General features: G+C 63.7%; 20 protein-coding genes. 7 read left to right on the top strand and 13 right to left on the bottom strand.

Going from position 1 to position 24,055, the window contains the following annotated elements:
* Window positions 1–12: 12 nt before the first annotated feature.
* The 4 genes from R8871_RS12865 to R8871_RS12850 all read left to right on the top strand — a co-directional run bounded on the left by R8871_RS12865 (window position 13) and on the right by R8871_RS12850 (window position 3,297).
* Entirely contained in the window at window positions 13–492 is a 480-nt protein-coding gene (locus R8871_RS12865; protein WP_175050830.1) for a Fur family transcriptional regulator, read from the top strand.
* Between the two features lie 87 nt (window positions 493–579).
* On the top strand, window positions 580–1,554 hold the full coding sequence (locus R8871_RS12860; RefSeq protein WP_175050829.1) for a metal ABC transporter solute-binding protein: 975 nt from the start codon (window positions 580–582) through the stop codon (window positions 1,552–1,554).
* The gene (locus R8871_RS12855) at window positions 1,551–2,522 is read left to right on the top strand and encodes an ABC transporter ATP-binding protein (RefSeq protein ID WP_175050828.1); all 972 of its coding nucleotides are present in this window, start codon (window positions 1,551–1,553) and stop codon (window positions 2,520–2,522) included. The genes R8871_RS12860 and R8871_RS12855 overlap by 4 nt, the downstream gene beginning before the upstream one ends.
* The gene (locus R8871_RS12850; RefSeq protein ID WP_154558653.1) at window positions 2,515–3,297 is read left to right on the top strand and encodes a metal ABC transporter permease; all 783 of its coding nucleotides are present in this window, start codon (window positions 2,515–2,517) and stop codon (window positions 3,295–3,297) included. Before R8871_RS12855 ends, R8871_RS12850 begins: the two co-directional genes overlap by 8 nt.
* A gap of 63 nt (window positions 3,298–3,360) precedes the next feature.
* Here R8871_RS12850 and fghA read toward each other — a convergent pair whose 3' ends face one another.
* The 3 genes from fghA to R8871_RS12835 form a co-directional block, all read right to left on the bottom strand.
* The gene (gene fghA, locus R8871_RS12845) at window positions 3,361–4,212 is read right to left on the bottom strand and encodes an S-formylglutathione hydrolase (RefSeq protein ID WP_175050827.1); all 852 of its coding nucleotides are present in this window, start codon (window positions 4,210–4,212) and stop codon (window positions 3,361–3,363) included.
* A gap of 35 nt (window positions 4,213–4,247) precedes the next feature.
* Window positions 4,248–5,354: an S-(hydroxymethyl)glutathione dehydrogenase/class III alcohol dehydrogenase gene (locus tag R8871_RS12840; RefSeq protein ID WP_175050826.1), complete on the bottom strand. Its 1,107-nt coding sequence runs from the start codon at window positions 5,352–5,354 to the stop codon at window positions 4,248–4,250.
* Window positions 5,355–5,579: 225 nt separating this feature from the next.
* Window positions 5,580–7,073, bottom strand: coding sequence for a xylulokinase (locus R8871_RS12835; protein ID WP_175050825.1), 1,494 nt, complete (start codon window positions 7,071–7,073; stop codon window positions 5,580–5,582).
* 425 nt (window positions 7,074–7,498) lie between these two features.
* Here R8871_RS12835 and R8871_RS12830 point away from each other — a divergent pair, with 425 nt between their 5' ends.
* Window positions 7,499–8,911 carry a nucleobase:cation symporter-2 family protein gene (locus R8871_RS12830; RefSeq protein WP_175050824.1) on the top strand — a complete coding sequence of 471 codons (1,413 nt, stop codon included), beginning with the start codon at window positions 7,499–7,501 and terminating at the stop codon, window positions 8,909–8,911.
* 189 nt (window positions 8,912–9,100) lie between these two features.
* Here the strand turns inward: R8871_RS12830 and R8871_RS12825 are convergent, their stop codons facing one another.
* The 3 genes from R8871_RS12825 to R8871_RS12815 are packed head-to-tail and all read right to left on the bottom strand — an operon-like array spanning window position 9,101 to window position 15,092.
* Entirely contained in the window at window positions 9,101–10,618 is a 1,518-nt protein-coding gene (locus tag R8871_RS12825; RefSeq protein WP_175050823.1) for an efflux transporter outer membrane subunit, read from the bottom strand.
* Between the two features lies 1 nt (window position 10,619).
* On the bottom strand, window positions 10,620–13,841 hold the full coding sequence (locus R8871_RS12820; RefSeq protein WP_175050822.1) for an efflux RND transporter permease subunit: 3,222 nt from the start codon (window positions 13,839–13,841) through the stop codon (window positions 10,620–10,622).
* An 18-nt stretch (window positions 13,842–13,859) separates the two neighbouring features.
* Complete coding sequence (locus R8871_RS12815; protein WP_175050821.1) at window positions 13,860–15,092, bottom strand: efflux RND transporter periplasmic adaptor subunit; 1,233 nt, start codon at window positions 15,090–15,092, stop codon at window positions 13,860–13,862.
* Window positions 15,093–15,521: 429 nt separating this feature from the next.
* Between R8871_RS12815 and R8871_RS12810 the strand changes: the two genes are divergently transcribed.
* The gene (locus R8871_RS12810) at window positions 15,522–16,199 is read left to right on the top strand and encodes a TetR family transcriptional regulator (RefSeq protein ID WP_175050820.1); all 678 of its coding nucleotides are present in this window, start codon (window positions 15,522–15,524) and stop codon (window positions 16,197–16,199) included.
* A gap of 4 nt (window positions 16,200–16,203) precedes the next feature.
* Here R8871_RS12810 and R8871_RS12805 read toward each other — a convergent pair whose 3' ends face one another.
* Window positions 16,204–16,836 (bottom strand): cysteine hydrolase family protein, encoded by a 633-nt coding sequence (locus tag R8871_RS12805; RefSeq protein WP_175050819.1) that lies wholly within the window; start codon window positions 16,834–16,836, stop codon window positions 16,204–16,206.
* A 185-nt stretch (window positions 16,837–17,021) separates the two neighbouring features.
* Here R8871_RS12805 and R8871_RS12800 point away from each other — a divergent pair, with 185 nt between their 5' ends.
* The gene (locus R8871_RS12800) at window positions 17,022–18,020 is read left to right on the top strand and encodes a helix-turn-helix domain-containing protein (RefSeq protein WP_175050818.1); all 999 of its coding nucleotides are present in this window, start codon (window positions 17,022–17,024) and stop codon (window positions 18,018–18,020) included.
* A 27-nt stretch (window positions 18,021–18,047) separates the two neighbouring features.
* Here the strand turns inward: R8871_RS12800 and R8871_RS12795 are convergent, their stop codons facing one another.
* The 6 genes from R8871_RS12795 to R8871_RS12770 form a co-directional block, all read right to left on the bottom strand.
* Window positions 18,048–18,809 (bottom strand): CoxG family protein, encoded by a 762-nt coding sequence (locus R8871_RS12795; protein WP_175050817.1) that lies wholly within the window; start codon window positions 18,807–18,809, stop codon window positions 18,048–18,050.
* A 32-nt stretch (window positions 18,810–18,841) separates the two neighbouring features.
* Window positions 18,842–19,240: a DUF427 domain-containing protein gene (locus R8871_RS12790; protein WP_175050816.1), complete on the bottom strand. Its 399-nt coding sequence runs from the start codon at window positions 19,238–19,240 to the stop codon at window positions 18,842–18,844.
* Window positions 19,241–19,416: 176 nt separating this feature from the next.
* A complete protein-coding gene (locus tag R8871_RS12785) occupies window positions 19,417–19,911 on the bottom strand; it encodes a carboxypeptidase regulatory-like domain-containing protein (protein WP_175050815.1) in 495 nt (164 codons plus the stop codon).
* 259 nt (window positions 19,912–20,170) lie between these two features.
* On the bottom strand, window positions 20,171–21,697 hold the full coding sequence (locus R8871_RS12780) for a DegQ family serine endoprotease (RefSeq protein WP_175050814.1): 1,527 nt from the start codon (window positions 21,695–21,697) through the stop codon (window positions 20,171–20,173).
* Window positions 21,698–21,876: 179 nt separating this feature from the next.
* Window positions 21,877–23,178 (bottom strand): ATP-binding protein, encoded by a 1,302-nt coding sequence (locus R8871_RS12775; RefSeq protein ID WP_175050813.1) that lies wholly within the window; start codon window positions 23,176–23,178, stop codon window positions 21,877–21,879.
* A 4-nt stretch (window positions 23,179–23,182) separates the two neighbouring features.
* Window positions 23,183–23,845, bottom strand: a complete 663-nt coding sequence (locus tag R8871_RS12770) for a response regulator (protein ID WP_054034404.1) — start codon at window positions 23,843–23,845, stop codon at window positions 23,183–23,185.
* Window positions 23,846–24,055 lie beyond the last annotated feature (210 nt).

Genomic DNA, 24,055 nt, shown 5'->3' with positions numbered 1-24,055 from the left:
GGGAGTTGGCTGATGGCTACATCGATGGCAGAACACCATGCCGTGCGGCTCGCCCATGCCGAGGCGCACGCCGCGCTGCATGGGCTCGCGCTCACGCCGCTGCGGCGTCAGGTGTATGCGGCGATCGTCGCCAGCGACCGGCCGATCGGCGCTTACGAGTTGCTGGACGCGCTCGAGCCGCAACGCGGCCGGGTGCCGCCGACCACGATCTACCGCGCCCTGGACTTCCTGCTCGCGCACGGCTTCGTCCATCGGATCGAATCGAAGAACGCGTTTTTTGCCTGCTGCGAGGTCGGCGTACCGCATCGCAGCCAGTTTCTGATGTGCGACGGCTGCGGCGCGACGGTCGAGATTCCCGGCGGCGATCTTGCCCAGCAGTTGTCGCATAGCGCGCCGGCGCACGGTTTCGAGGTGCATCGCCAGGTGGTCGAACTAAGCGGTTTGTGCGCGCGCTGCGCCCGTGCGACGCGGCCCGCCGGTGCGCCTCTATAAAAGCGGCGTGAACGCCGGCATGAACGCAGAAGCGCGCCGCTCTCAAGGTTTGTAGTTCATTCAACTCTCACGCAGCAGGAAACAACGATGAAGAAATTCGGCTCGATGTTGAACGGGGCGCGCCATGCGCTGAAGCTGTCGAAGACCGTGGCCATGGGCGCGACGGTGGCTGCCGCTTTCACGCTCAGCCACGGCGCATTTGCGGCGGATGCGAAAATCCCGGTAGTGGCAGCGGAGAATTTTTACGGCGACGTCGTGCAGCAACTGGGCGGCGACCGCGTCGACGTGACCAGCATCCTCAGCAATCCGGATCAGGACCCGCACCTGTTCGAAGCCAGCCCGAAGACGGCGCGGGCCCTGCAGCATGCGAGCCTTGTGGTCTACAACGGCGCCGACTACGATCCGTGGATGGCGAAACTGCTGGCCGCTTCCAAGGGCTCGAATCGCACGACGATCGTTGCCGCCGAGCTGACCGGCAAGAAGAGCGGCGATAATCCTCACCTCTGGTACGACCCGGCCACCATGCCGAAAGTGGCGCGCGCGGTGAGCGCGGCGCTCGTCGCGGCTGACCCGGCGCACAAGTCGGCGTACGATGCGAACCTCGCGAAGTTTCTCGATTCGCTGAAACCCATCGACGCCAAGGTCGCCGATCTGCATGGCCGCTACGCCGGCGTGCCGGTGACGGCAACCGAGCCGGTGTTCGGCTATATGTCGGACGCAGTCGGCCTCTCGATGCGCAATCTGCGCTTCCAGCTGGCGACGATGAACGACACTGAAGCAAGCGCGGCCGATATCGCCGCGTTCGAACGCGATCTGCGTGAAAAGCGCGTACGCGTTCTGATCTATAACAGCCAGGCAACCGAGGCCCTGACCAAACGCATGTTGAAGCTCGCGCAGCAATCGAAGGTGCCGACCATGAGCGTCACCGAAACCGAACCGGCCGGTAAGACCTATCAGACGTGGATGCTGACGCAGCTCGACGCGCTGGGCACGGCGCTGGCTGCGGGCGATGCGGGCGGAGCGAATGCGGCGGCGAGCACTGCCAAAGGAAAAACCCAATGAACGAAACTGGCCGCAGCACGCCAGCCAATGCATCGACGGGCGCTCGCAGCAACGCGCCCGTGCTTGAACTCGAGCGCGTAACGCTCGAACTCGGCGGCCGCACGATTCTGCGCGACGCCGGCTTCGTGGTGAACCAGGGCGAATTCATCGGCGTGCTCGGGCCGAACGGCGCGGGCAAGACCACGCTGATGCGCGCCGTGCTCGGTCTCGTGCCGGCGGCGAGCGGCGCGATCCGCGTGTTAGGGCAGCCGGTCGAACGGGGTAACTCGTCGATCGGTTATATGCCGCAGACGCGCAGTGCGCTGGCCGGGCGCCGCGTGCGCGGCCGCGACTTCGTCGCCATGGCCGCCGATGGACACCGCTGGGGCCTGCCCCACGCGGACAGCAAAACCCGCGCGGATGTCGAGCGGGTGTTGGATCTGGTGGGCGGCCGTCAGCTGGCCGAGCGGCCGTTATCGGAACTGTCGGGCGGCGAACGTCAGCGTCTGCTGCTCGCGCAATGCCTGCTCGGCGACCCCAAGCTGCTGCTACTCGACGAACCGTTGATCAGCCTCGATCCGCATCATCAGAAGAGCGTGGTGGAGCTGGTGCGGCACGTGCAGCAGGAGCTCGGCATTGCGGTGCTGTTCTCGGCGCATGAACTGAATCCGCTACTGCACGCGCTCGATCGCGTGCTGTATCTCGGTAGCGGCGTCGCCGCACTCGGCACCGTCGATGAAGTCATTACGCGGCCGGTGCTGTCGCGTCTCTATGGCTCACCGATCGATGTGATGCGCGTGAATGGCCGCATCTTCGTGATGTCAGGCGATGTCGAAGTCGAAAAACACGATCACGAGCACGAACACGACGAGAACGGCGGCCATAGCCACTCCCACTCGCACGGGCATTCACATTCGCACGACCACGGTGGCGCACACAGCCACTCACACCAGCACGACTCACGCGACGGACACAAGCACGATGTTTGAATACGATTTCATGGTGAACGCGTTCGCGGCGTCTGGGATCGTCGCGGTGCTGGCAGGCGTGGTCGGTTATTTTCTGGTGATGCGTGGACAGACCTTCGCCGGTCACGCGCTCTCGCACGTCGGCTTCACCGGCGCGACCGGCGCTGTGCTGATCGGCATCTCGCCGATCTGGGGGATGATCGGCTTCACGCTCGCGGCAGGCGTCGGCATGGGTGCGCTCGGCGAGAAACTGGCCGGACGCGATGTCGCGATCGGCGTGATCCTGTCGCTGTCGCTCGGCTTCGGCTTGCTGTTCCTGCACTTCTTCACCGCGTACGCGACCCAGGTCACCGCGCTGCTGTTCGGCAACGTGCTCGGCGTGAATGCGTCGACACTCGGCGTGCTGGCGGCGTTGGGCGTTATCAGTTTGCTGGCGCTCGCGGCGATCATGCGGCCCTTGCTGTTTGCTTCGTTGCAGCCGGAATTGGCGGAAGCCAAGGGCGTGTCGCTGCGCAGGGTATCGGTACTGTTTCTGTCGATTGCCGCGCTCGCCGTGGCGGCGTGCACGCAGATTGTCGGCGTGCTGCTGGTGTTCACGCTGATGGTTGGGCCGGCCGCCGCCGCGCAAAACGTGACGACACGGCTCTCGACTGGTCTCGTACTCGCCGCCGTGTTCGCGCTGGTGCAGGCATGGCTCGGTCTGACGCTGGCGTTCTATACCGACTGGCCGACGAGCTTCTGGATCACCGTGCTGTCGGCAGTGGTGTATGGCGGGAGCCTGCTAAGGCGTCGTTGAAGCCGCGTTGAAGCGGCGGCTGGCGGCGACACACTGCATGCCGCCGCCATCGCCCTGCGAATTTCAGCCGAGCAGCACCTTCGCGTGATGCGCGAGATGATCCTCGATGAACGTCGTGATGAAGTAATACCCGTGGTCGTAGCCAGCATGACGACGCAAGGTCAGCGGCTGTCCCGCGGCCTTGCAGGCGGCTTCGAACACATCCGGGTTCAGTTGCTCGGCGAGAAACTGATCCGCCAGCCCCTGATCGATCAGAATCCCCTCCGCGAATTTGCGCTTTGCATGGGCGACCAGTTCGCTCGAGTCATACTGCCTCCACGCTTCACGGTCCTCACCCAGGTATCCGCTGAACGCCTTCACGCCCCACGGGCACTGTGAAGGCGCGGCGATCGGCGCGAAGGCCGACACCGACCGATAGATCTCCGGGTTGCGCAGCGCCAGCATCAGCGCGCCATGGCCACCCATCGAATGCCCGAAGATGCCCAGACGCGCACCGTCCACCGGCAGATTTGCGAGCACGGTTTCGCGCAGTTCATCGCGCACATACGAGTACATCCGGTAGTGCTTCGCCCACGGCTGCTGCGTCGCGTTGACGTAAAAGCCCGCGCCCACGCCGAAGTCCCACGCCGCGCTTTCGCCCGGCACGCCCGCACCGCGCGGACTGGTGTCCGGCGCGATCAGCGCGATACCATGCTGCGCCGCGAAGCGCTGCGCGCCCGCCTTGACCGGGAAGGTTTCTTCCGTGCAAGTCAGCCCGGCGAGATAGAACAGCGCGGGCACGTTCGCGTTGGCCTGCAAAGCCTGCGGCGGCAGATACACCGAGAAGCGCATCGGCAGACCGACGGTCTGCGAGTCGTGCCGGTAGATCCGCTGCTCGCCGCCATGGCAGGCATGCGACGACAATAGTTCAAGCATCGACATGCTCCTTTCTGTGCCGGGTCGGTGACGTATTAGTACAGCACGACCGAGCGGATCGACTCGCCCTTCTTCATCAGATCGAAGCCTTCGTTGATGCGCTCGAGCGGCAAACGATGCGTGATCAGGTCGTCGATATTGATCTTGCCTTCCATGTACCAGTCGACGATCTTCGGCACATCCGTGCGGCCGCGTGCGCCGCCGAACGCCGAGCCCTTCCACTCGCGGCCCGTCACCAGCTGGAACGGGCGCGTGCTGATCTCTTCGCCCGCCGCCGCCACACCGATGATGAACGACTGCCCCCAGCCCTTGTGCGTACACTCCAGCGCCTGACGCATCACCTTCGTGTTGCCGATGCATTCGAACGAATAGTCCGCGCCGCCGTCGGTGAGCTGCACGATATGGTCGACCACGTTCTCGACTTCGTTCGGGTTGATGAAGTGAGTCATGCCGAACTTCTTCGCCAGTTCAATACGGCCAGGGTTGATATCGACGCCAATGATCTTGTCCGCGCCGACCATCTTCGCGCCCTGGATCACATTCAGCCCAATGCCGCCGAGACCGAACACCACGACATTCGCGCCCGCTTCGACTTTCGCCGAATACACAACAGCGCCGACGCCCGTCGTCACGCCGCAGCCGATGTAGCAGATCTTGTCGAACGGCGCGTCTTCACGCACCTTCGCGACCGCGATTTCCGGCACGACGATGTAGTTCGAAAACGTGGACGTGCCCATGTAGTGAAACAGCGGCTTGCCGTCCAACGAGAAACGCGACGTGGCATCGGGCATCAGGCCACGGCCTTGCGTCGAACGGATCGCCTGGCAAAGATTGGTCTTGCGCGACAGACAGAATTTGCACTGACGGCATTCCGGCGTGTACAGCGGAATGACGTGATCGCCCTTCTTCAACGTGCCGACACCCGGACCCACATCCACAATCACGCCCGCGCCTTCGTGGCCGAGAATCGCCGGGAAAATGCCTTCCGGATCGGCGCCCGAGAGCGTGTAGTAGTCGGTGTGGCAGATACCCGTCGCTTTCACTTCAATCAGGACTTCACCGGCGCGCGGACCTTCCATATCCACTTCTTCGATCGTCAACGGGGCGCCTGCTTTCCATGCGATTGCTGCTTTGGTTTTCATCGTGAATGCTCCTGTGAGTCGGTGAATGCGTGGCGCGTCGCGGTGAGATATCGCGCGGCGTGCCGGTGTTGCGGTTCGCGGTCGCGGTTAATTCGTGTGCCGGGCTGGGGACGGACAGTGTCGTTGCCGCCCGGCATCGTTCGCCGGCCTATACCTTAGCGTGCGAAAGCCGTCATGGTATTGCAAAGTACGTCGCGGCATTGTCTGTAGCTGACATCGCGTTGCTCAGCGAAGCGGCGTTTCGCCGAACCATGATTCGACGCGGCCATACAGATCGAGAAAGCGGGCATAACGTTCGGCGAGCGCCGCATCGCCTTGCGGTCCGGCAACGCGCGTCGCGCCTGGTGCAAGCGCGACGAGGTCGCTCGCGTGCCAATGCCCGCTCGCCAATCCGCCAAGGATCGCGGCGCCACGCGGCGCCGCGTTGGGACAGTCGACGGCATGGAGTTCGACGTTTAACGCATCGGCGAGCAACTGCCTCCAGCGCGCATCGACAGAACCGCCGCCCGCGAGTTTCAAGGTCGTCACGGTCGCGCCGCTCGCGCGGATCGCGTCGAGGCCGGCACGCAGCGAGAACGCGACGCCTTCGAATGCGGCGCGCATCATCGTGCCGCGCGTGTGGTCGAGCGCGAGGCCAAGCCAGCCGCCACGTGCGGCGGGGTTGAGCCACGGGGTGCGCTCTCCTGTCAGGTACGGCAGAAAAGTCAGGCCGGCTGCTGCGCTGGAAATAGCGGTCGTTGAATCGCCAGGGGCACCGTCCGATACGTTGCCGGCGAGACTGCCGGATGCATCGCCGAACGCGTCACGATAAGCATCGGCCCATTCATACGACAACCAGCCCCGCACGCGTTCGAGCGCGACGCCGACGTTTTGCATCGCCGCCATCCGATACCAGTGATCGCTCGCGGCCCGATAGCGATGCAGGCCTCTTACCGCTTGCGGTGCGTGCTCGGCGAGTACGACGATTTGTCCTCCGGTGCCGGTGGTGAGCAGTGCGTCGCCGTCGCGTGCAAGACCGCTGCCAAGCGCCGCGCACGGCGTATCGGCGGCACCGATTGCAAGCACGATGCCGGCGCGCAGACCCAGCTCCTGTGCAGCTTCCGGCGACAAGGTGCCGCCCGCCGCGTAGGAAGGCGCAAGCGGCGCAAACCATTCATGCGGCAATTCGAGCCGCTCGAGCAGTGCCTGATCCCACACGCCCGCGGGGTCGGCAAGGGCAGTCGCGCAGGCGTCCGAGGGATCGGTTGCGACCACGCCGCCCAGCGCGACGCGCAGCCAATCCTTCGGTTGCAGCGCCCACCGCGTCTTGCGCGCGGACTGCGGTTCGTTCTGCACGATCCAGCGCAGCAACGGACCGGCCATGCCGGGCGCAACCGGATTCGACTGCGGTTCGGGCCACTGATCGAGGAGACTCAACGCGCGCGTGTCGGGCCAAAGCATCGCGGGGCGCACGGCTTCGCCATCGGCGTCGATCAATACGACACCGTGCATCTGTCCGGAGAAACCGATCGCTTGCACTTCACGGCGCAACCCGGCAGGCAACCGCCCCGCGGCTTCGCATAGTGCGCGCCACCAGGTTTGCGCCGAGATTTCGGCCCATCCGGGATGCGGTGTTTCGAGTGCATACGCGACACTCGCCGCGGCCTGTTCGCGGCCGTTTTCGTCGACGATTGCAACTTTGAGGGAGCCGGTGCCGAGGTCGATGCCAAGAAAACTCATGGGCGATAGGACGTCAATGTGAGCTTAGGAACAGGCACGCGAAAGGTGCCTGGAAAGACGTATTTTGCGTCACCGCTGGGCGGCTTCGGAAGCGCGCCCAAATGCGCGCTGAAAACTCGAAATCGCGGGTTAACCCCGCCACGCCGCGAGCCGCACAAAAACAGCACTATGCGTCGAGCGAGATACACCTCATTGATTCTCACACATATCCCGCCAGGACGGGCACGCGCGACGCGTGAGCGTCCATCGCCGCTGCAAGGGGCTAACAGCCGATTTGTGCGACGCACGCATTTCTTTTAGCTTTCAAACAGGCTTCATCCATATCGTCACCGGGAATGCCGGAATAGGCCCCAGTGGTCTTGTTGCAGCTTTTCGTTCCGCATACCTTGGAGTCATCCCAAAACTAGATGGTGGAGAGAGACAAAATGCAATCGAACACGGTTCACCCGTGCGACGAGCGACTGCCCGCGGGCCAGTTGCTGACGCTCGGCATTCAGCACGTTTTGGTGATGTACGCAGGCGCGGTTGCGGTGCCGCTGATCATCGGCGCGGCGCTGAAATTGCCGAAAGACCAGATCGCGTTCCTGATCAGCGCCGATCTGTTTTCCTGCGGCATCGCCACGCTGATTCAGACCCTCGGTCTGTGGATCTTCGGCATCCGTCTGCCGGTCATCATGGGCTGCACGTTCGCGGCTGTCGGTCCGATGGTCGCGATCGGCACCAACCCTTCGCTCGGCATTCTCGACATCTTCGGCTCGACTATCGCGGCCGGCGTCATCGGCATCCTTCTCGCGCCAATGGTCGGCAAGCTGCTGCGCTTTTTCCCACCGGTCGTGATCGGTGTGGTGATCTCGGTGATCGGTCTCTCGCTGATGGAAGTGGGCATCAACTGGGCAGCCGGCGGCGTGGGCAATCCTGATTACGGCAACCCGGTCTACCTTGGTTTGTCGCTGATGGTGCTGATGCTGATCCTGCTGATCAACAAATTCGCCAAGGGCTTCCTCGCCAATATCTCGGTGCTGCTCGGCATCGTTGCGGGTTTCGTCATCGCGCTGGCACTCGGCCGCGTGAACATGGACGGCGTCACGCACGCACCGTGGGTCGGCATCGTGATGCCGTTCCACTTCGGCCTGCCGCATTTCGATCCGCTCGCGATCGCGACGATGGTCACCGTGATGTTCGTCACCTTCATCGAATCGACCGGCATGTTCCTCGCAGTCGGCGACATGGTGGATCGTCCGGTGGATCAGAAGACGCTGGTGCGCGGTCTGCGCGTCGATGGTCTGGGCACGCTGATCGGCGGCATCTTCAATTCGTTTCCGCATACCTCGTTCTCGCAGAACGTCGGCCTGATCGGTGTGACGGGTGTGAAGAGCCGCTTTGTCTGCGCGATGGGCGGCGTGATCCTGGTGCTGCTGGGCCTGTTCCCGAAGATGGCGCAAGTGGTGGCCTCGGTGCCCGCCTTCGTGCTCGGCGGTGCGGGCATCGTGATGTTCGGCATGGTCGCGGCGAACGGCATCAAGGTGCTGGCCAAGGTCGACTTCGTGAAGAACCATCACAACCTGTTCATCGTCGCGGTGAGCATCGGCATGGGTCTGGTGCCGGTGGTGTCGCCGCAATTTTTCTCGAAACTGCCGCCGGCGCTCTCGCCGCTGTTGCATAGCGGGATCTTGCTGGCTTCCGTATCTGCGGTCGTGCTGAACCTGATCTTCAACGGTGTGAAGAGCGAGAAGAAGGCGCAGTGCGAAATTCGCAAAGCCGGACATGATTTCGACGGACGCGGCGGGAATGAGCCGACGGGCGGCGACGAGATGCTGCGTGCGGTGGATGCGCACTAAGCATCGAACTGCAACCGGCGCCGCGCGAAAGAGATTGCGCTAAGCGCCGGGTCGAATTCGGTTCAAGGCAAGCATCAATAAAAAAAGCCACGGCATGCCGTGGCTTTTTTTATTACCGGATGCGCAGGTTGGCTTTCCCGATAGAACTGAAAGCCGCCCTGCGCACCTGCTACTGCAAAACTACAGACCTCAACCCGCGGTCGCCGCCGAAGCCGCCACCGGCGCACTCGCCGCACCGTAATCGACCGGTGCATCGGCCGGACGCGGCTGCTCGCCGGCCCGTTCGATCCAGCCGCCGCCGAGTGCCTGGTACAGGGTGACCAGGTTCTGCAGACGCTGCATGCGCGCGGTCACCAGCAACTGCTGCGCCGTGTACAAATCGGTCTGCGCGGTCAGCACCGACAGATAGCTGTCGACACCGTTCTTATAACGCAGGTCCGACAGATCCAGCCGGCGCTGTTCGGCAAAGGTATTGCGCTCGAGCGCCTGGATCTGCTGATCGTACGTGCCGCGCGCCGCCAGTGCATCCGCCACTTCGCGGAAGGCCGTCTGGATCGCCTTCTCATACGTGGCGATCTGGATGTTCTTCTGCACGGTGGCGAGATCGAGATTGGCCTTGTTCTGGCCGCCTTCGAAGATCGGCAACGTGATCGACGGCGCGAAACTCCATGCCGCCGAACCCGGCTTGAACAGACCGCCGAGCGTCGGGCTCAGCGTGCCGAAACTGCCGGTCAGCGAGACCTTCGGGAAGAACGCTGCACGCGCCGCGCCGATGTTCGCGTTGGCCGCCAGCAGATTCTCCTCGGCCTCCATGATGTCCGGACGACGTGTCAGCAGATCGGACGGCAGACCCGCCGGAACATCCGTCAGCAGGTTCTGATTGTCCAACGTCATGCCCGGCGGCAGATCGTCCGGCAACGGCTCGCCGAGCAACAGCACGAGCGCGTTATCCGCCTGAGCCCGCAGACGCGCCTGCGACTGCAGGTTGGCGTTCGCCTGCTCGACCACCGTCTGCGACTGCCGCAGATCCAGTTCCGAACCCGTGCCGTTGTCGAACTGCAGCTTGGTGATGCGGTACGACTCCTGCGCGGTCTTCAACGTGTTCTGCGTGACCTTCAGCAGATCGTCGAGCTCGAGCACCGTCATGTACTGATTCGCCACCTGCGAGACCAGCGCGATTTCCGCGGCCTTGCGTGCCTGAGCGGTAGCCAGGTACTGAGCCAACGCCTGATCCTTCAGGCTTTGAATCCGCCCGAAGAAGTCGATTTCCCAGGAAGCGTTCAGACCCACCGAGTACGTGTTGCTGATCGTAAGACCCGTGGACGTCAGATCTTTCGGCGTGCGCTGCTTGCTTTGCGACGCCGCGGCGTCCAGCGTCGGGAACAGCGCCGCGCGAGCGATCTGGTACTGCGCCTGCGATGCCTGGATATTCAGCACCGACACGCGCAGATCGCGGTTGTTCTTCAGCGCGATTTCGATCAGCCGCTGCAAACGCGCATCAGCGAAGAAATCACGCCAGCCGATATCGGCGGCCGCCTGGCCGTTCGCGGTCCGCGAGGCGCCCGCCGCGCCCGGCTGCGTGTCGTACACGCCGCCGGTCGGGAAGGTCGCCGTCACGGGCTCATCCGGGCGATGGTACTTCGGCGCCATCGTGCAACCCGCGGCGAACAGCGCAACCGCCACTGCAATCAAAGAGTGTTTTTGCATCTCAATGTCCGTCCTTGCCCGAGCCTTGATCAGTCGACCCGCCAGCCGACCCGCCACCTTGCGGATCATGCGGATGGTGCTGGTTGTAGTGTGCGAGCGCCTCATCCGGGTCTTCCTTCTCACCGCCGAACTTCGCGCGGATCACGACGAAGAACATCGGGATCATGAAAATCGCGAGGAAGGTCGCCGTCAACATCCCGCCGATCACGCCGGTACCGATTGCGTGCTGGCTGGCCGAGCCCGCGCCGTTACTGATCGCAAGCGGCATCACGCCGAGAATGAACGCGAGCGAGGTCATCAGAATCGGACGCAACCGCAGACGCGCTGCTTCCAGCGCGGCCTCGATCGGCCCCATTCCTTCACCCTGCTGCAACTCCCGGGCGAATTCCACGATCAGAATCGCGTTCTTCGCCGACAGCCCCACCGTAGTCAACAGACCCACCTGGAAGAACACGTCGTTCTCGAGCCCGCGCAGCGTAGCGGCCAGCAGTGCGCCGATCACGCCGAGCGGCACCACCATGATCACCGAGAACGGGATCGACCAGCTTTCATACAGCGCCGCGAGACACAGGAACACAACCAGGATCGAGATGCCGTACAGAATCGGCGCCTGCGAACCGGACTGACGTTCCTGCAACGACAAGCCCGTCCATTCGTAGCCGATACCCGCCGGCAGCTTCGCCACGAGTGCTTCCATCGCCGTCATGGCCTGACCGGTCGACTTGCCCGGTGCAGCCGCGCCCTGGATTTCCACTGCCGAGATACCGTTGTAGCGCTCGAGCTTCGGCGAACCGTAGGACCACGTACCGCTCGCGAACGATGAGAACGGCACCATGCTGCCCGCCGTATTACGCACGTACCACGCGTTCAGGTCTTCCGGTTTCATCCGGAACGGTGCGTCGCCTTGCAGATACACCTTCTTGATCCGGCCATCGGTATCGAGGAAGTTGTTCACGTACTGCGACGCCCATGCGATCGAGAACGTCTGGTCGATCACCGACAGCGACACGCCGAGCGCGGAAGCCTTCTCGTGATCGATGTTCACCGTGAACTGCGGCGTATCGTTCAGGCCGTTCGGACGCACCTGAGCCAGCGTCGGATCTTTCGCGGCCATGCCCAACAGCATGTTGCGAGCCTGCATCAGCTTCTCGTGACCGATACCGGCGCGATCCTGCAACTCGAAGTCGAAGCCGGCAGCCGTGCCGAGTTCAGGAATCGACGGCGGATTCACCGGATACACCAGCGCGTTCTTGTAGCTCGAGAAGTGCATGAAGAGGCGGCCAACCAGCGCCTGCACCTTCTGATCCGAGTGCTGACGCACCGCATAGTCCTTCATCCGCACGAACACGAGACCCGCGTTCTGACCGCGGCCGGCGAAGCTGAAGCCGTTCACCGTGAAGGTCGATTCGACGATGCCCTTTTCGGTGTTGAGCAGGTAGTCGGACACGTCCTTCAGCGCATGCGCCGTGGTTTCCTGCGTCGAGCCGGACGGCGTTTGCACCAGCACGAACATCGTGCCCTGGTCTTCATCAGGCAGGAACGACTTCGGCAACTTCACGAACAGCAGGCCGACCGCGAAGATCACCACCATGTAGATGATCAGCCAACGGCCCGAGCGCTTGATCACGTGGTGAACGCCCGAGTGATACTTGTCGCGGCTCTTGTTGAACGTGCGGTTGAACCAGCCGAAGAAGCCGGTGGTTTTTTCCTGGTGACCCTTTTCGATCGGCTTCAGGATCGTCGCGCACAGCGCCGGCGTCAGAATCAACGCGACCAGCACGGACAGCACCATCGCCGCCACGATCGTCAGCGAGAACTGCCGGTAAATAGCCCCGACCGAACCGCCCGAGAACGCCACCGGCACGAACACCGCCGACAGCACGAGCGCCACGCCGACCAGCGCGCCGGTAATCTGGTCCATCGCCTTGCGGGTCGCATCTCGAGGCGATAAGCCCTCCTCCTGCATCACCCGCTCGACGTTTTCCACCACCACGATCGCATCGTCCACCAGCAAGCCGATCGCCAGCACGAGCCCGAACATGGACAGCGTGTTGATCGAGAAGCCCACGATACCCATGATCGCGAACGTGCCCAACAGCACCACCGGCACGGCGATCGTCGGGATCAGCGTGGCGCGCAGGTTCTGCAGGAACAGATACATGACCAGGAACACCAGCACGATACCTTCGAGCAGCGTCTTGACCACTTCTTCGATCGACAGGCGCACGAACGGCGTGGTGTCGTACGGATACTGCACGACGAGGCCGTGCGGGAAGTACTTCGACAGTTCGGCGACCTTCGCGCGGACTGCCTTGGCCGTAGCCAGCGCGTTCGCGCCGGTGGCGAGCTGAATACCGAAGCCTGCCGTCGGCTGACCGTTGTACTTGGTGTCGAAGTTGTAGTTTTCGCCACCGAGTTCGATACGGGCCACGTCCTTGATACGAACTTGCGAACCGTCTGTATTCACCTTCAGCAGCACATTGCCGAACTGTTCAGGCGTATTGAGCAGCGTGGCTTCCGTGATGGTTGCCTGCAGCACCTGACCCGGCACCGACGGCGTGCCGCCGAGCGAACCGCCCGCGACCTGCACGTTCTGCGCCGTCAACGCCGTTTGCACATCTACCGGCGTCAAACCGAAGTTGGTCAGCTTGTTCGCGTCCAGCCAGATCCGCATTGCGTACTGCGAGCCGAACAGCGTCACCGTACCCACGCCGTCGATCCGGCTAACCGGGTCTTCGACGTTCGACGCGACGTAGTTCGCCAGGTCGTACTTGTTCATGCTGCCGTCTTCGGACACGAACGCCATCACCAGCAAGAAGCTGCTGCTCGACTTCGTGACCTTGGTGCCCAACTGCTGCACGGCTTGCGGCAACAGCGGCGTGGCGAGCTGCAGCTTGTTCTGCACCTGCACCTGCGCGATGTCAGGATTGGTGCCGGCTGCGAACGTCAGCGTGATGGTTGCCGTACCCGAGTCGTCCGATGTGGACGACAGATACAGCAAGTGGTCGAGACCACTCATCTGCTGCTCGATCACCTGCGTGACGGTGTTTTCCACCGTCTTCGCCGATGCACCCGGGTACGTTGCGCTGATCTGCACGGCCGGCGGCGCGATGGTCGGGTATTGCGCGATCGGCAACGTAAAGACCGACGCGATACCCGCGAGCATCAGAATAATGGCGATCACCCATGCAAAAATTGGGCGATCAATAAAGAACTTTGCCATGAAGCGGGCTCCCTGTTATTACGCGCCCGATGCAGCAGAAGCGGGTTGAGCCGTCTGCGTAGCACCGCTGGCGGCCGGCGCACCCTGAGCGGATGCGTCGGAGGCGGGTGTGGCGGGAAGTTGCGCGGCAACGGCCTTGACCTCCTGCCCCGGATGCGCCTTGTCGGTGCCCTGGACAATCACGCGGTCGCCGGCCTTCAGGCCGCTTTCCACCACCCAGTTCGAACCGTACGTGCCCGAGGTGACGAGCTGGCGCAATTCGACCTTGTTCGACGCGTTGACGACGAGCGCGGTCGGCTGGCCCTTCTGGTCATGCGTGATGCCGACTTGCGGCACGACGAGCGCGTTGTCGTTGATGCCTTCCTCGATCCTCGCGCGCACGAACATGCCCGGCAGCAGCACCTTGTCCGTGTTCTTGAAGATCGCGCGCACCGTTACCGAGCCGGTGGTCTGGTCGACCGTCACGTCGGTGAACTGCAGCTTGCCCTTTTCCGAATAGGTGCGGCCGTCTTCGAGGATCAGCGAGACCTTGGCGGCGTCCGGGCCACTCGTCTTCAGGCGCCCTTCCTGCACTTCGCGGCGCAGCTTCAGGCCGTCGAGGCTGGATTGCGTCAGATCCACGTAGACCGGATCGAGTTGCTGGACCGTTGCCAGCAGCGTGGCGGCGCTCGCCTGCACATACGCGCCCGGCGTAACTTGCGACACGCCGATCTGGCCGGTCACCGGCGAGGTCACGTCCGTGTAGCCGAGGTTGATCTGCGCCGTGTCGACCGCTGCCTTGCCGGCGGCCACGTCAGCCGCGGCCTGGCCTGCAGAGGCCACCGCGTTGTCGTAGTCCTGCTTGCTGACCGCATTGGCGGCCACCAGGACCTTGAAGCGGTTGGCTTGCGCGGTGGTCGAGACGAGATTGGCCTGGGCCTTCGCCAGCGTTGCCTTCGCGTTGTTCAACGTCGCGATGTAGGGCGCCGGGTCGATCTTGTACAGACGCTGACCGGCCTTGACCTCGCCACCTTCCGTGAACTCGCGGCGCAGCACGATGCCGTCGACCCGTGCACGCACTTGCGCGACGAGGAAGGCACTGGTGCGGCCAGGCAATTCGGTGACGACGGGCACAGCCGTCGGCTGGACGGTGACAACGCCCACTTCGGGCGTTTGTTGCGGCGGGGCAGATTGTTTTGGTCCGCACGCTGCCAGCAATACGGCAGCCGTCGCGGCACTGATTAAGCGGAATGGAACCCGTTCGACGCGCATGGAGCGACCTCTGTCAAAGACTGAGAATGAAAAAGTGCGCGCATCCCTACCCCGGGGACGACAGCGCACACATGCGTCTTGCGACGCGTGACCGGAAGCCCGTGGATGCAAACCGCACCTGCAGGGGCATCCTGAGCGAAATGCGCCATACCGGGGAAATGCCGCACGGCGCCGCCCATCGAGGCACGGCGCAAGAGCGTTTTGAAAGGCAACAGTGACGGATATTAACCGGTCGTCACGGCTTGGGCTATCCGATCGTGGGATGCTATTATATATACATCCACGAATGCATGTAAAAGTGCGTTTAGTTCTTTGCAGGCAGGGGGCCTGCAAGATCGCTTCGTAAATTGCTTAACAGCAGACAGATTGTCATCGAGCGTACTTAAAAGCGCCCGGGAAAACCCCACAATCAGGGCAGGTCACCACTATATGGTCAGAAGAACCAAGGAAGAGGCGCAGGAGACGCGCAACAGCATTCTCGACGCGGCCGAACGGGTTTTCTTCGAGAAAGGTGTATCGCGCACGTCGCTCGCCGACATCGCACAGGCCGCCGGCGTCACGCGCGGCGCCATCTACTGGCATTTCGCGCACAAGGGCGATCTGTTCACCGAAATGTTCGACCGCGTGCTGCTGCCGCTGGACGAACTCAAGGCCGCCTCGCAAGACCCCAATGAACCCGACCCGCTCGGGCGTCTTACGGAAATCTGTACAGTCTGCCTGCGTGACACGGCTAACGATCCGCGCCGCCGGCGGGTGTTCGACATCCTTTTTCTGAAGTGCGAGTTCGTCGAAGAGATGGGTCCGGTGATGATCCGCTATCAGACCAACATGCGCGAAGGGCTGTTGAAGATCGAAGGCGGTCTGCGCAATGCAATCTCCAAAGGGCAATTGCCGGCCGATCTCGACACCAGAATCGCCGCGGCGATGGTGCATGCGTTCATCAGCGGCTCGCTGCGCGACATGCTGTTTTTGCCGGAGGCGACCGATTTCAGCAAACACGCTGAGCAGATGGTCGCCGGAATGTTCGATGCGCTACGGCTGAGTCCCGCACTGCGTATCGGGAATCGGGCGGCGACGGCCGCCCGGTTACCCGGTCAGACTAGCTAGATACTTACGCTGCGACCCGGCGCGCCCGCGCCGTCTGATTTGACGTGTAGATATTGCCGCGCTCGAGCGGCGCCCCGCCCTGCACCGTGGCGATCCACTGCTCAGTACTCGCTACCGCCGCGAAGTTCGACTGCAGGACCACGCTGAAGACCCGGTGAATCTCCTCAGCGCTCACAAAGCCCGCACTGTTCTCATAGGGCAGCGAGCCGGTTGCGTCGTGCAGAAATTCGACGGCAAACCCGGCGTGGTAGGCGTGGTTGATCGTCGACGCGTCGCAGTTGTGCGTCATGTAACCGACAACCGTCAGCGTGTCGACCTGTTGCGCGGCCAGCCAGTCGGCGAGATCGGTACCCGTAAAGGCGCTCGCCCGCGACTTCTCAATATAGTGATCGTGCGCCCGCCCACCCACCACTGGATGCAACTCAGCGCCTTCGCTGCCGCGCGCGAACACCGGCGAGCCGGCCGCGGAGAGATGTTGCACGACCACCACCGGCACGCCGGCGGCACGCGCCGCATCCATCGCCCGGCCGATGTTGGCGAGCGAGGTTTGCACATCCGGGTATTCGATCGGCAGATCGCCTGTAACGTATTCGTTCTGCACATCGATGACGATCAGCGCGCGGCGGGGTGCGGTCATGGCAAGACTCCTGTCGGTTGAGCAGTTAGGGCTCGCGCTGCACGGCCCGGGATGGGCGTTCTGCAGGCAGCGGCGATGAAGCATTGTTCGTCAGCCGCCATTTCGACGATAGCGACCCGAATGACAATCTTCGCTAGAATCGGGCCATCGTTGGGTCATCGTTAAATGTCACGGGGCGATTGAGAATGACGGCTACATCCACCTCCTCTACCGTCGGGCGCGTCGACGCGCCTCGCCACGTCGTCGCGGTCGTCGCGTTCGACGGCATCAGCCCGTTCCATCTTTCGGTACCGTGCGTGGTGTTCGGCGAGGACCGCAGCAATGGCGGCTTGCCCGATTTCGACTTTCGCGTCTGCGCCAGCGAACCCGGCGCGCTGACCACCACCGCCGGCTTCTCGATCGCGGTCACCCATGGGCTCGAAGCGCTCGCCGACGCGGATACGATCATCGTGCCAAGCTGGCGCGATCCGGACGAGACGCCGCCCGCCGCCCTGCTCGACGCACTGCGCGCCGCCCATTCACGCGGCGCCCAGCTGGTCGGGCTGTGCCTGGGCGCGTTCGTGCTGGCCGCCGCCGGCATTCTCGACGACCGGCCGGCGTCGACCCACTGGGCGTGCGCAGACGACTTCGCGCGCCGCTTTCCGCGCGTGCGGCTCGATCCCGACGTGCTCTATGTCGACGACGGCAACGTACTGACCTCGGCCGGCACCGCCGCCGGCCTCGACTGCTGTCTGCACGTCCTGCGCAAGATGTGCGGCGCCGAGGCGGCGAACTATGTCGCGCGGCGCCTGGTGGTGCCGCCGCATCGCCAGGGTGGCCAGGCGCAATTCATCCAGCAACCGGTGGCGCCGAACGTCCGCGGCGACCGTCTGTCCTGCCTGCTCGATTGGGTAAGCGGGAATCTGGATGCGCCACATACGCTCGACACGCTCGCCGAACGCGCGCTGATGAGCCGCCGCACATTTACGCGGCGCTTCCGGCTCGCCACTGGCACGACCGTCGGCGCATGGCTGCTGGCGCAGCGGCTCGGCCGCGCTCAACAGTTGCTGGAAAGCACGGATGAGTCCGTGGAAGCGATCGCGGGGATTGCCGGATTCGGCTCGACCGCCTCGCTACGACAGCATTTCGCGGAGGCATTCCGCACCTCGCCATCCGCATGGCGGCGAGAGTTCCGCGGCGTGTGAGCAACGAATGAGCGCGGGTGAAAGCGCTTACTGTTCGCTAATCCAGCGCGCCACATACAACAGCAGCGCCACCAGAAAAATCATCACTGCCCACGCCCAGTTCGGCACCACGTGCGGATTGGGCTCGCGATGCGAAACCCCATGCGACACGCCGTGGGCCGCCCCATGCGATGCGCTCGCCGCCCGCCCCGTCAGCGCATTGCCATGATCCACGCGCGTGCGCCGGGCAATCCCGCCGAGGTTAATCGGCCGCAGAAACACGTGCTGCCGACGCGCCGCCGACCCGCGTGCACGGTTCGGCCCTTGCCCGTGCTTGGCGCGCACAACAGCGCCGAACTCGTCGAAAAAATCGTCGGCCAGTTGGTGCAGCGCATTTTCGAGCTGGCGCGTGGGCAACTCAGCAAGCGGCCCGGACGAGGTCGCCCAGATCGTGTAATCGATCCGCGTGCCGCGCTCCCTGCCGACGCCATGCGAGCCGTCGTCCGCGCGCAATCTCACTTCAATCTGTCCGCGCAAGGAGCCAATGCCCTCGGCGCGCGCCTTGAAGTTGATGGTGCGGCGCTGCGCGTCCGCCGGTCCGGAATCCTGGCCGGCTACGTGGGCGCGCGCTTCGTAACGCGCGCGCAACGGCCCGAGCGGCACCGTCATGGTGAGTGCGTATTCGCCGTGGCCAAGGCGCGTGAACGACTCGCAGTTGTCGAGGCTGGCACGCAACAAGGCGAGGTCCTGCAACGCGTCCCAAACGTCGGACGGCGCAAGCGGAATCCGTAACGCGTCGTTCAGTTCCATGGCAGCCTCCCCGATGAACGCGCGACAGCCGGTCAGGACGTCTGATCGATACGGTCGACGCGCGATGCGTAAAACGCGAGATACCCTTTTATTTGTCGCACCGGTTCAAGCGGCGTCTCATAGCTCCAGACGGCGTTTTCGATCAGACCGTCTTCGGTGCGCAGATGATAGTACGAGGCGTCGCCCTTGAACGGGCAGTGCGAAGTATGCGTGGAGCGTTCGAGGCGTGCCATGTTGACATCGCCGCGCGGAAAATAGAACACGTCCGGCAGGCCGGTTTCGGTGAGTGTCAGGCCTGCCTGGGTGTCGGCCATCGTCACGCCGCCGTGAATCACACGCACCCGATGGTTGTTGCCGCTGATGGCGATGGCGTGCCCGCCCGTGCTCGCGCCGGGTCTGGGGCTTCCGTGAGGCGTCAAGGCATCGCTCATGTCTCGGCTCCGTGCTGGTGTACAACTCGGGGTGCAGCTCGATATGCGGTCGTGCAACAAAAAAGCCACGGGGTGCGCCCGTGGCTTCATTATCGGCCAAAGTTCAGCCGATTGCGCGGCCTTCCTGAATGCCGCCGGGGCGTGTTGTCCGGCGCCGCTCGGAAGAGGCGAGCCGCTTATTGCATATTCCAGTAGAACGCGGCCTTGGCGGTGCCCTTGGCCGGAATCGTCACCGCCTTGGTCTGGTCGCTATCCTTGTACTGCGCGTGCACGGTGTAGCGGCCCGGGCGCAGCCTGACCAGCATATACGGCCCACGCGAGGTGGCGGTCAGCACATTGCCGTTGTGCGCGTCGACGATCCGCACGTGGATGTCGGCGAGAAAATCGGAGCCGGGCCCGGTGAAGCGCATCGACAGCGGCCACTGGCTTTGCGCCTGCTGCAGTGCTTTCGATTCGTCGAGGCCGACGCCGCCCGACACGAACGAGACGTCGCCCTGGTGCTGGATTTGCGGCAGGCCGCCACCGTTTGCGTTGCCCGCGCTGCTTTCGTCGGCGGTCGAGCCGCCCGTTACGTCACTCGCCTGTGCATAAGCGCCGCCCGCCAGACCGAGCGTGAGCGCTGCGCAGACCGCGGCGGCTACGATCCTTCGCTGATTGCGTTGGGTTTTCATCGGTTCGCTCCTTCTTAAGGTCCTTGTCATCCGGAATCCCTCGGAGGGTCCAGATCAAGGCAGACGCAAGCTGCGTGCCCGCCATCAGTTCGCTTCGTATGGAAACCGCTGCTGCGCCACGCCATGCGGCGCAGAGCGCCCTGCTTTACAGCCTTGATACAGCTTTAAACCGCAGCTTTGAAGCAGGTGAAAAAATGCCGGTCCGTACATAGTAAGTGCAAGGACCGGCAAGCATGACTTCAATGCGATCAATGTCCGTTTAGCCGAGATCGACCGGCACGAAGATCTGCGCGTTATCGCGCTGGATCAGCAACGCGATGCTGTTGCCCGCGCCGGCGATCATCTGCTTCAACTGATCGACGCTCGTAACCGGCCGGCCATTGACGGCCAGAATCACGTCGCCCGGCTGGATGCCGGCGCTTTCAGCCGCGCCACCCGATTGCTGCACCAGCAAACCGTGCGACACCGATGCGCCGCTCTTCTCTTCCGGCGTCAACGGCCGCACCGCCACGCCGAGACGGCCTTGCAGCTGGGTCGGCTGATCGGCTTTATCCGACGCTACCTTGGCATCCGACAACGAACCGATCGTCACCTTCAGGTCTTTGGTGGCCTTGTCGCGCCACACCTGCACGGTGGCCGAACTGCCCGGCGCCAGACCCGCGACCTGTGACGGCAGATCCGACGAGTCGCTAACCGGCTCGCCATTCACCGACAGAATCACGTCACCCGGTTGCAGACCGCCCTTGGCGGCCGGGCCGTCCGGATCGACCGAGCTGACAAGCGCGCCTTGCGGCTTCTGCATGCCGAACGAATCGGCCAGCGTCTGGTTCATGCCCTGCACCGCGACGCCGAGACGTCCGCGGCTCACATGGCCGGTCTTGACGATGTCGTCCTTGACCTTGATCGCCTCATTGATCGGGATCGCGAACGAAAGGCCCTGGAAGCCGCCCGTCTGCGAATAGATCATCGAGTTGATGCCGATCACTTCGCCTTGCAGATTGAACAGCGGGCCGCCCGAATTACCCGGGTTCACCGGCACGTCGGTCTGGATAAACGGCGTGTAGTTTTCGTTCGGCAGCGAGCGAGACTTCGCGCTGATGATGCCCGAGGTCACCGTGTTGTCGAAACCGTAAGGCGAGCCGATCGCGACTACCCACTGGCCGACCTTGCTCTGACGCGGATCGCCGATCTTCACGGTCGGCAGACTGCTCGCGTCGATCTTCAGCACGGCGACGTCGGACTGCTTGTCGGCGCCGACCACTTTCGCCTTGAATTCACGCTTATCGGTGAGCTTCACGGTGACGACGTTCGCGCCGTCCACCACGTGAGCGTTGGTCAGGATGTAGCCGTCGCTGCTGACGATGAATCCCGAGCCAAGGCTCGCGCTCGGCTGATCGGGTGCATCGCCGCCGTCGCCGCCTTGCATGCCCGGCATGCCGCCGAAGAAGTGCTTGTAGAACTGATAGAAGGGATCGCTCGGATCGATCGGCAACTGGTTGCCACCGTTGGCGCCGTTACCGCCATTACCACCGTTACCGCGCAATGCCGCCTGCTTGACCACGTGCTTCGCGCTGATGTTGACCACGGCCGGACCGTACGTTTCGACCAGACCCGAGAAATCGGGAATGCCGGTTTTCGCCGCGGCTTCGGCAGGCATCATCGCGGCCTGCGCCGGCGTGATCACCTGCGGCGCGGGCACGTCGCGATGCCCCGCCACATAGCCGGCGGAAAGCGCCACGGCGACAGCCACTGCAACAGCGCTGCGGGACAAGGTTTTCGCGTTCATCGTGTACTCCTGACTGGGAGAAAGAGGCTTTGGAATGAGATGAAGCGTACGTGGCATCGCTTAAAAGAGTCTTAAGCAGCGCCAGATCGCTTCAGGCCCATTTTTGAGGCTTGTTTAAGCCTCGCTTAAGCCACGTTCAAACCACGTTCGAGTCACTTTACGAACAGAAAGCCTCACCCTCAGAAGCGCACATCGACCTGCAAACCACCCGCCGCCGATTCGTCGAGCGTCACCGCCGCATGGTGTTGCGTGGCGATGCGGCGCACGATCGCAAGGCCGAGGCCGGTGCCCGCCACATCGGTGCGCACGCGGTTCGCGCCGGCGCCTGCCCGGTAGAAGCGATCGAACACGCGCTCGCGTTCGGCCGGCTCGATGCCCGGCCCGCTATCGGCAATCCGCACCACCGGATGCCCTTCTTCCACATGCAGACTGACGTCGACACGGCCGCCTCGCGGCGTGTATTTGGTTGCGTTATCAACGAGGTTGTTGAACATGACCCGCAGCGCGTCGGCGTCGCCCGTCACCGTGGCGGCATCGCTCGCCTCGATGCCGAGATCGACGCCGCGATTCTGCGCAAGCGGCGCGTACGCCACCACACAGTCCTGCAGCAGCGCGCGCAAATCGATCGCGTTCGTCGCGGCGACGCCGTCCGGCTCCGAACGCGCGAGCGCCAGCAATTGTTCGGCAAGACGGGTGGCGCGCGTGACACCTGCCTGCAGATCGGCCAGCGCTTCGCTGCGCGTGGTGTCGTCTTTCGCGCGGGCCACCAGTTGCGACTGGATCTGCACAGCGGCAAGCGGCGTGCGCAATTCGTGCGCGGCATCGGCGACAAATGCTTTCTGAATATCGAGCGCAGTGGCGAGCCGTTCAAGCAGGCCGTTCAACGCCCGCACGAGCGGCTGCACCTCGAGCGGCAGACGCTGATCGGGCAAGGGATCGAGCGCCTCGGGGTGACGCGCGTCCAGCGCGCTGGTCACGCGCCGCAACGGCCGCAGCCCGCGCCCGACGACGACCCACACCGCCACGCCCAATAGCGGCAGCAGGACAATCAATGGCCACAAAGTCCGCAACGCCACATTCGCCGCCAGCCGGTTGCGCACCGAAACCGGCTGCGCCAGCTGCACGACGTTATCGCCGACGATCGCGCCGTACACACGCCAGTCGCCGCGTTCCGTGTGTTCGGTCGAAAAGCCGAGTTCGGCGCGCGGCGCGAGCGGCGCACGCGGGCGCGAGTAGTACATCAGCACGCCGTTGCGATTCCAGATTTGCAGCACGATGCCTTCGTCGCCGGTGTCGCGCGAACCGAGCACCTGGGAGAACGGTTCGGATGGCAGCGCCGCAGCGATCTGCTCCAACTGGTAATCGAACAGTTCGTTGGCTTCGGCAAGCGCTTGCCGGTAAATCAGCCAACCCGCAATGCCGACGCCGAGCAACACCAGCGCCAGCAGCCAGAACAACAATTGACGGCGAATCGAACGCATCGGCTCAGGCGTCCTTCGCGATCATGTAACCCAGGCCGCGCACGTTGCGGATCAGGTCCGCGCCGAGCTTCTTGCGCAGGGCATGGATGTAAACCTCGACCGTATTGCTGCCGATTTCCTCGCCCCATCCGTACATTTTTTCTTCGAGCTGGCTCTTTGAAAGCACGGCGCCGGGTCGCGCGATCAACGCTTCGAGCAGAGCGAATTCACGCGCCGACAACGCGACCGGCGCGCCGTCGAGCGTGACCTGATGCGAGGCCGGATCGAGCGTCAGATTGCCGTGGCGAATCGTCGAATCGCTGCGGCCCGATTGGCGGCGGATCAACGCGCGCATGCGGGCGCCGAGTTCGTCGAGATCGAAAGGTTTGACGAGGTAGTCGTCCGCGCCGGCGTCGAGGCCTTTGACGCGATCGGCTACCGCGTCGCGCGCGGTGACGATCAGCACCGGAATGGCCTGGCCTTTGGCGCGCAGTGTGCGCAGCACATCGAGCCCGTCGCGTTTGGGCAGGCCGAGATCGAGCAGCACCAGATCGTAAGGTTGGCTGGCCGCAGCGCTGAGCGCCGCTTCGCCGTCTTCCACCCAGTCGACCGCGAAGCCTTCACCGCGTAGCGCCTTGCGTACGCCTTCGGCGATCATCCGGTCGTCTTCGACAAGCAATATGCGCATGGTTGGTACGGTCCCGAAACATTTGATGATGCCGCATTCTAGCGCCCGGCTCCGACGTGCGCGCCGCGCGACGCTTTTTCACCGCAGCGTGGCGGCATGTCTCTACAATGGGCGCTTTGCGTCGCGCTGCGGTTTTTCGCGCGCCACGCGCCGCTTCGACACACTCTGGATTGCCGCGCGCCGCCGCGCCCCGAAATCTTGCTTCCTCGC

Origin of the sequence: Paraburkholderia sediminicola (genome assembly GCF_902859805.1) — a bacterium.
In the GTDB taxonomy this organism is placed as follows: domain Bacteria; phylum Pseudomonadota; class Gammaproteobacteria; order Burkholderiales; family Burkholderiaceae; genus Paraburkholderia; species Paraburkholderia sediminicola.
The sequence above is the reverse complement of the archived record's forward strand: the minus strand, read 5'-3'. Positions and strand labels throughout refer to the sequence as shown.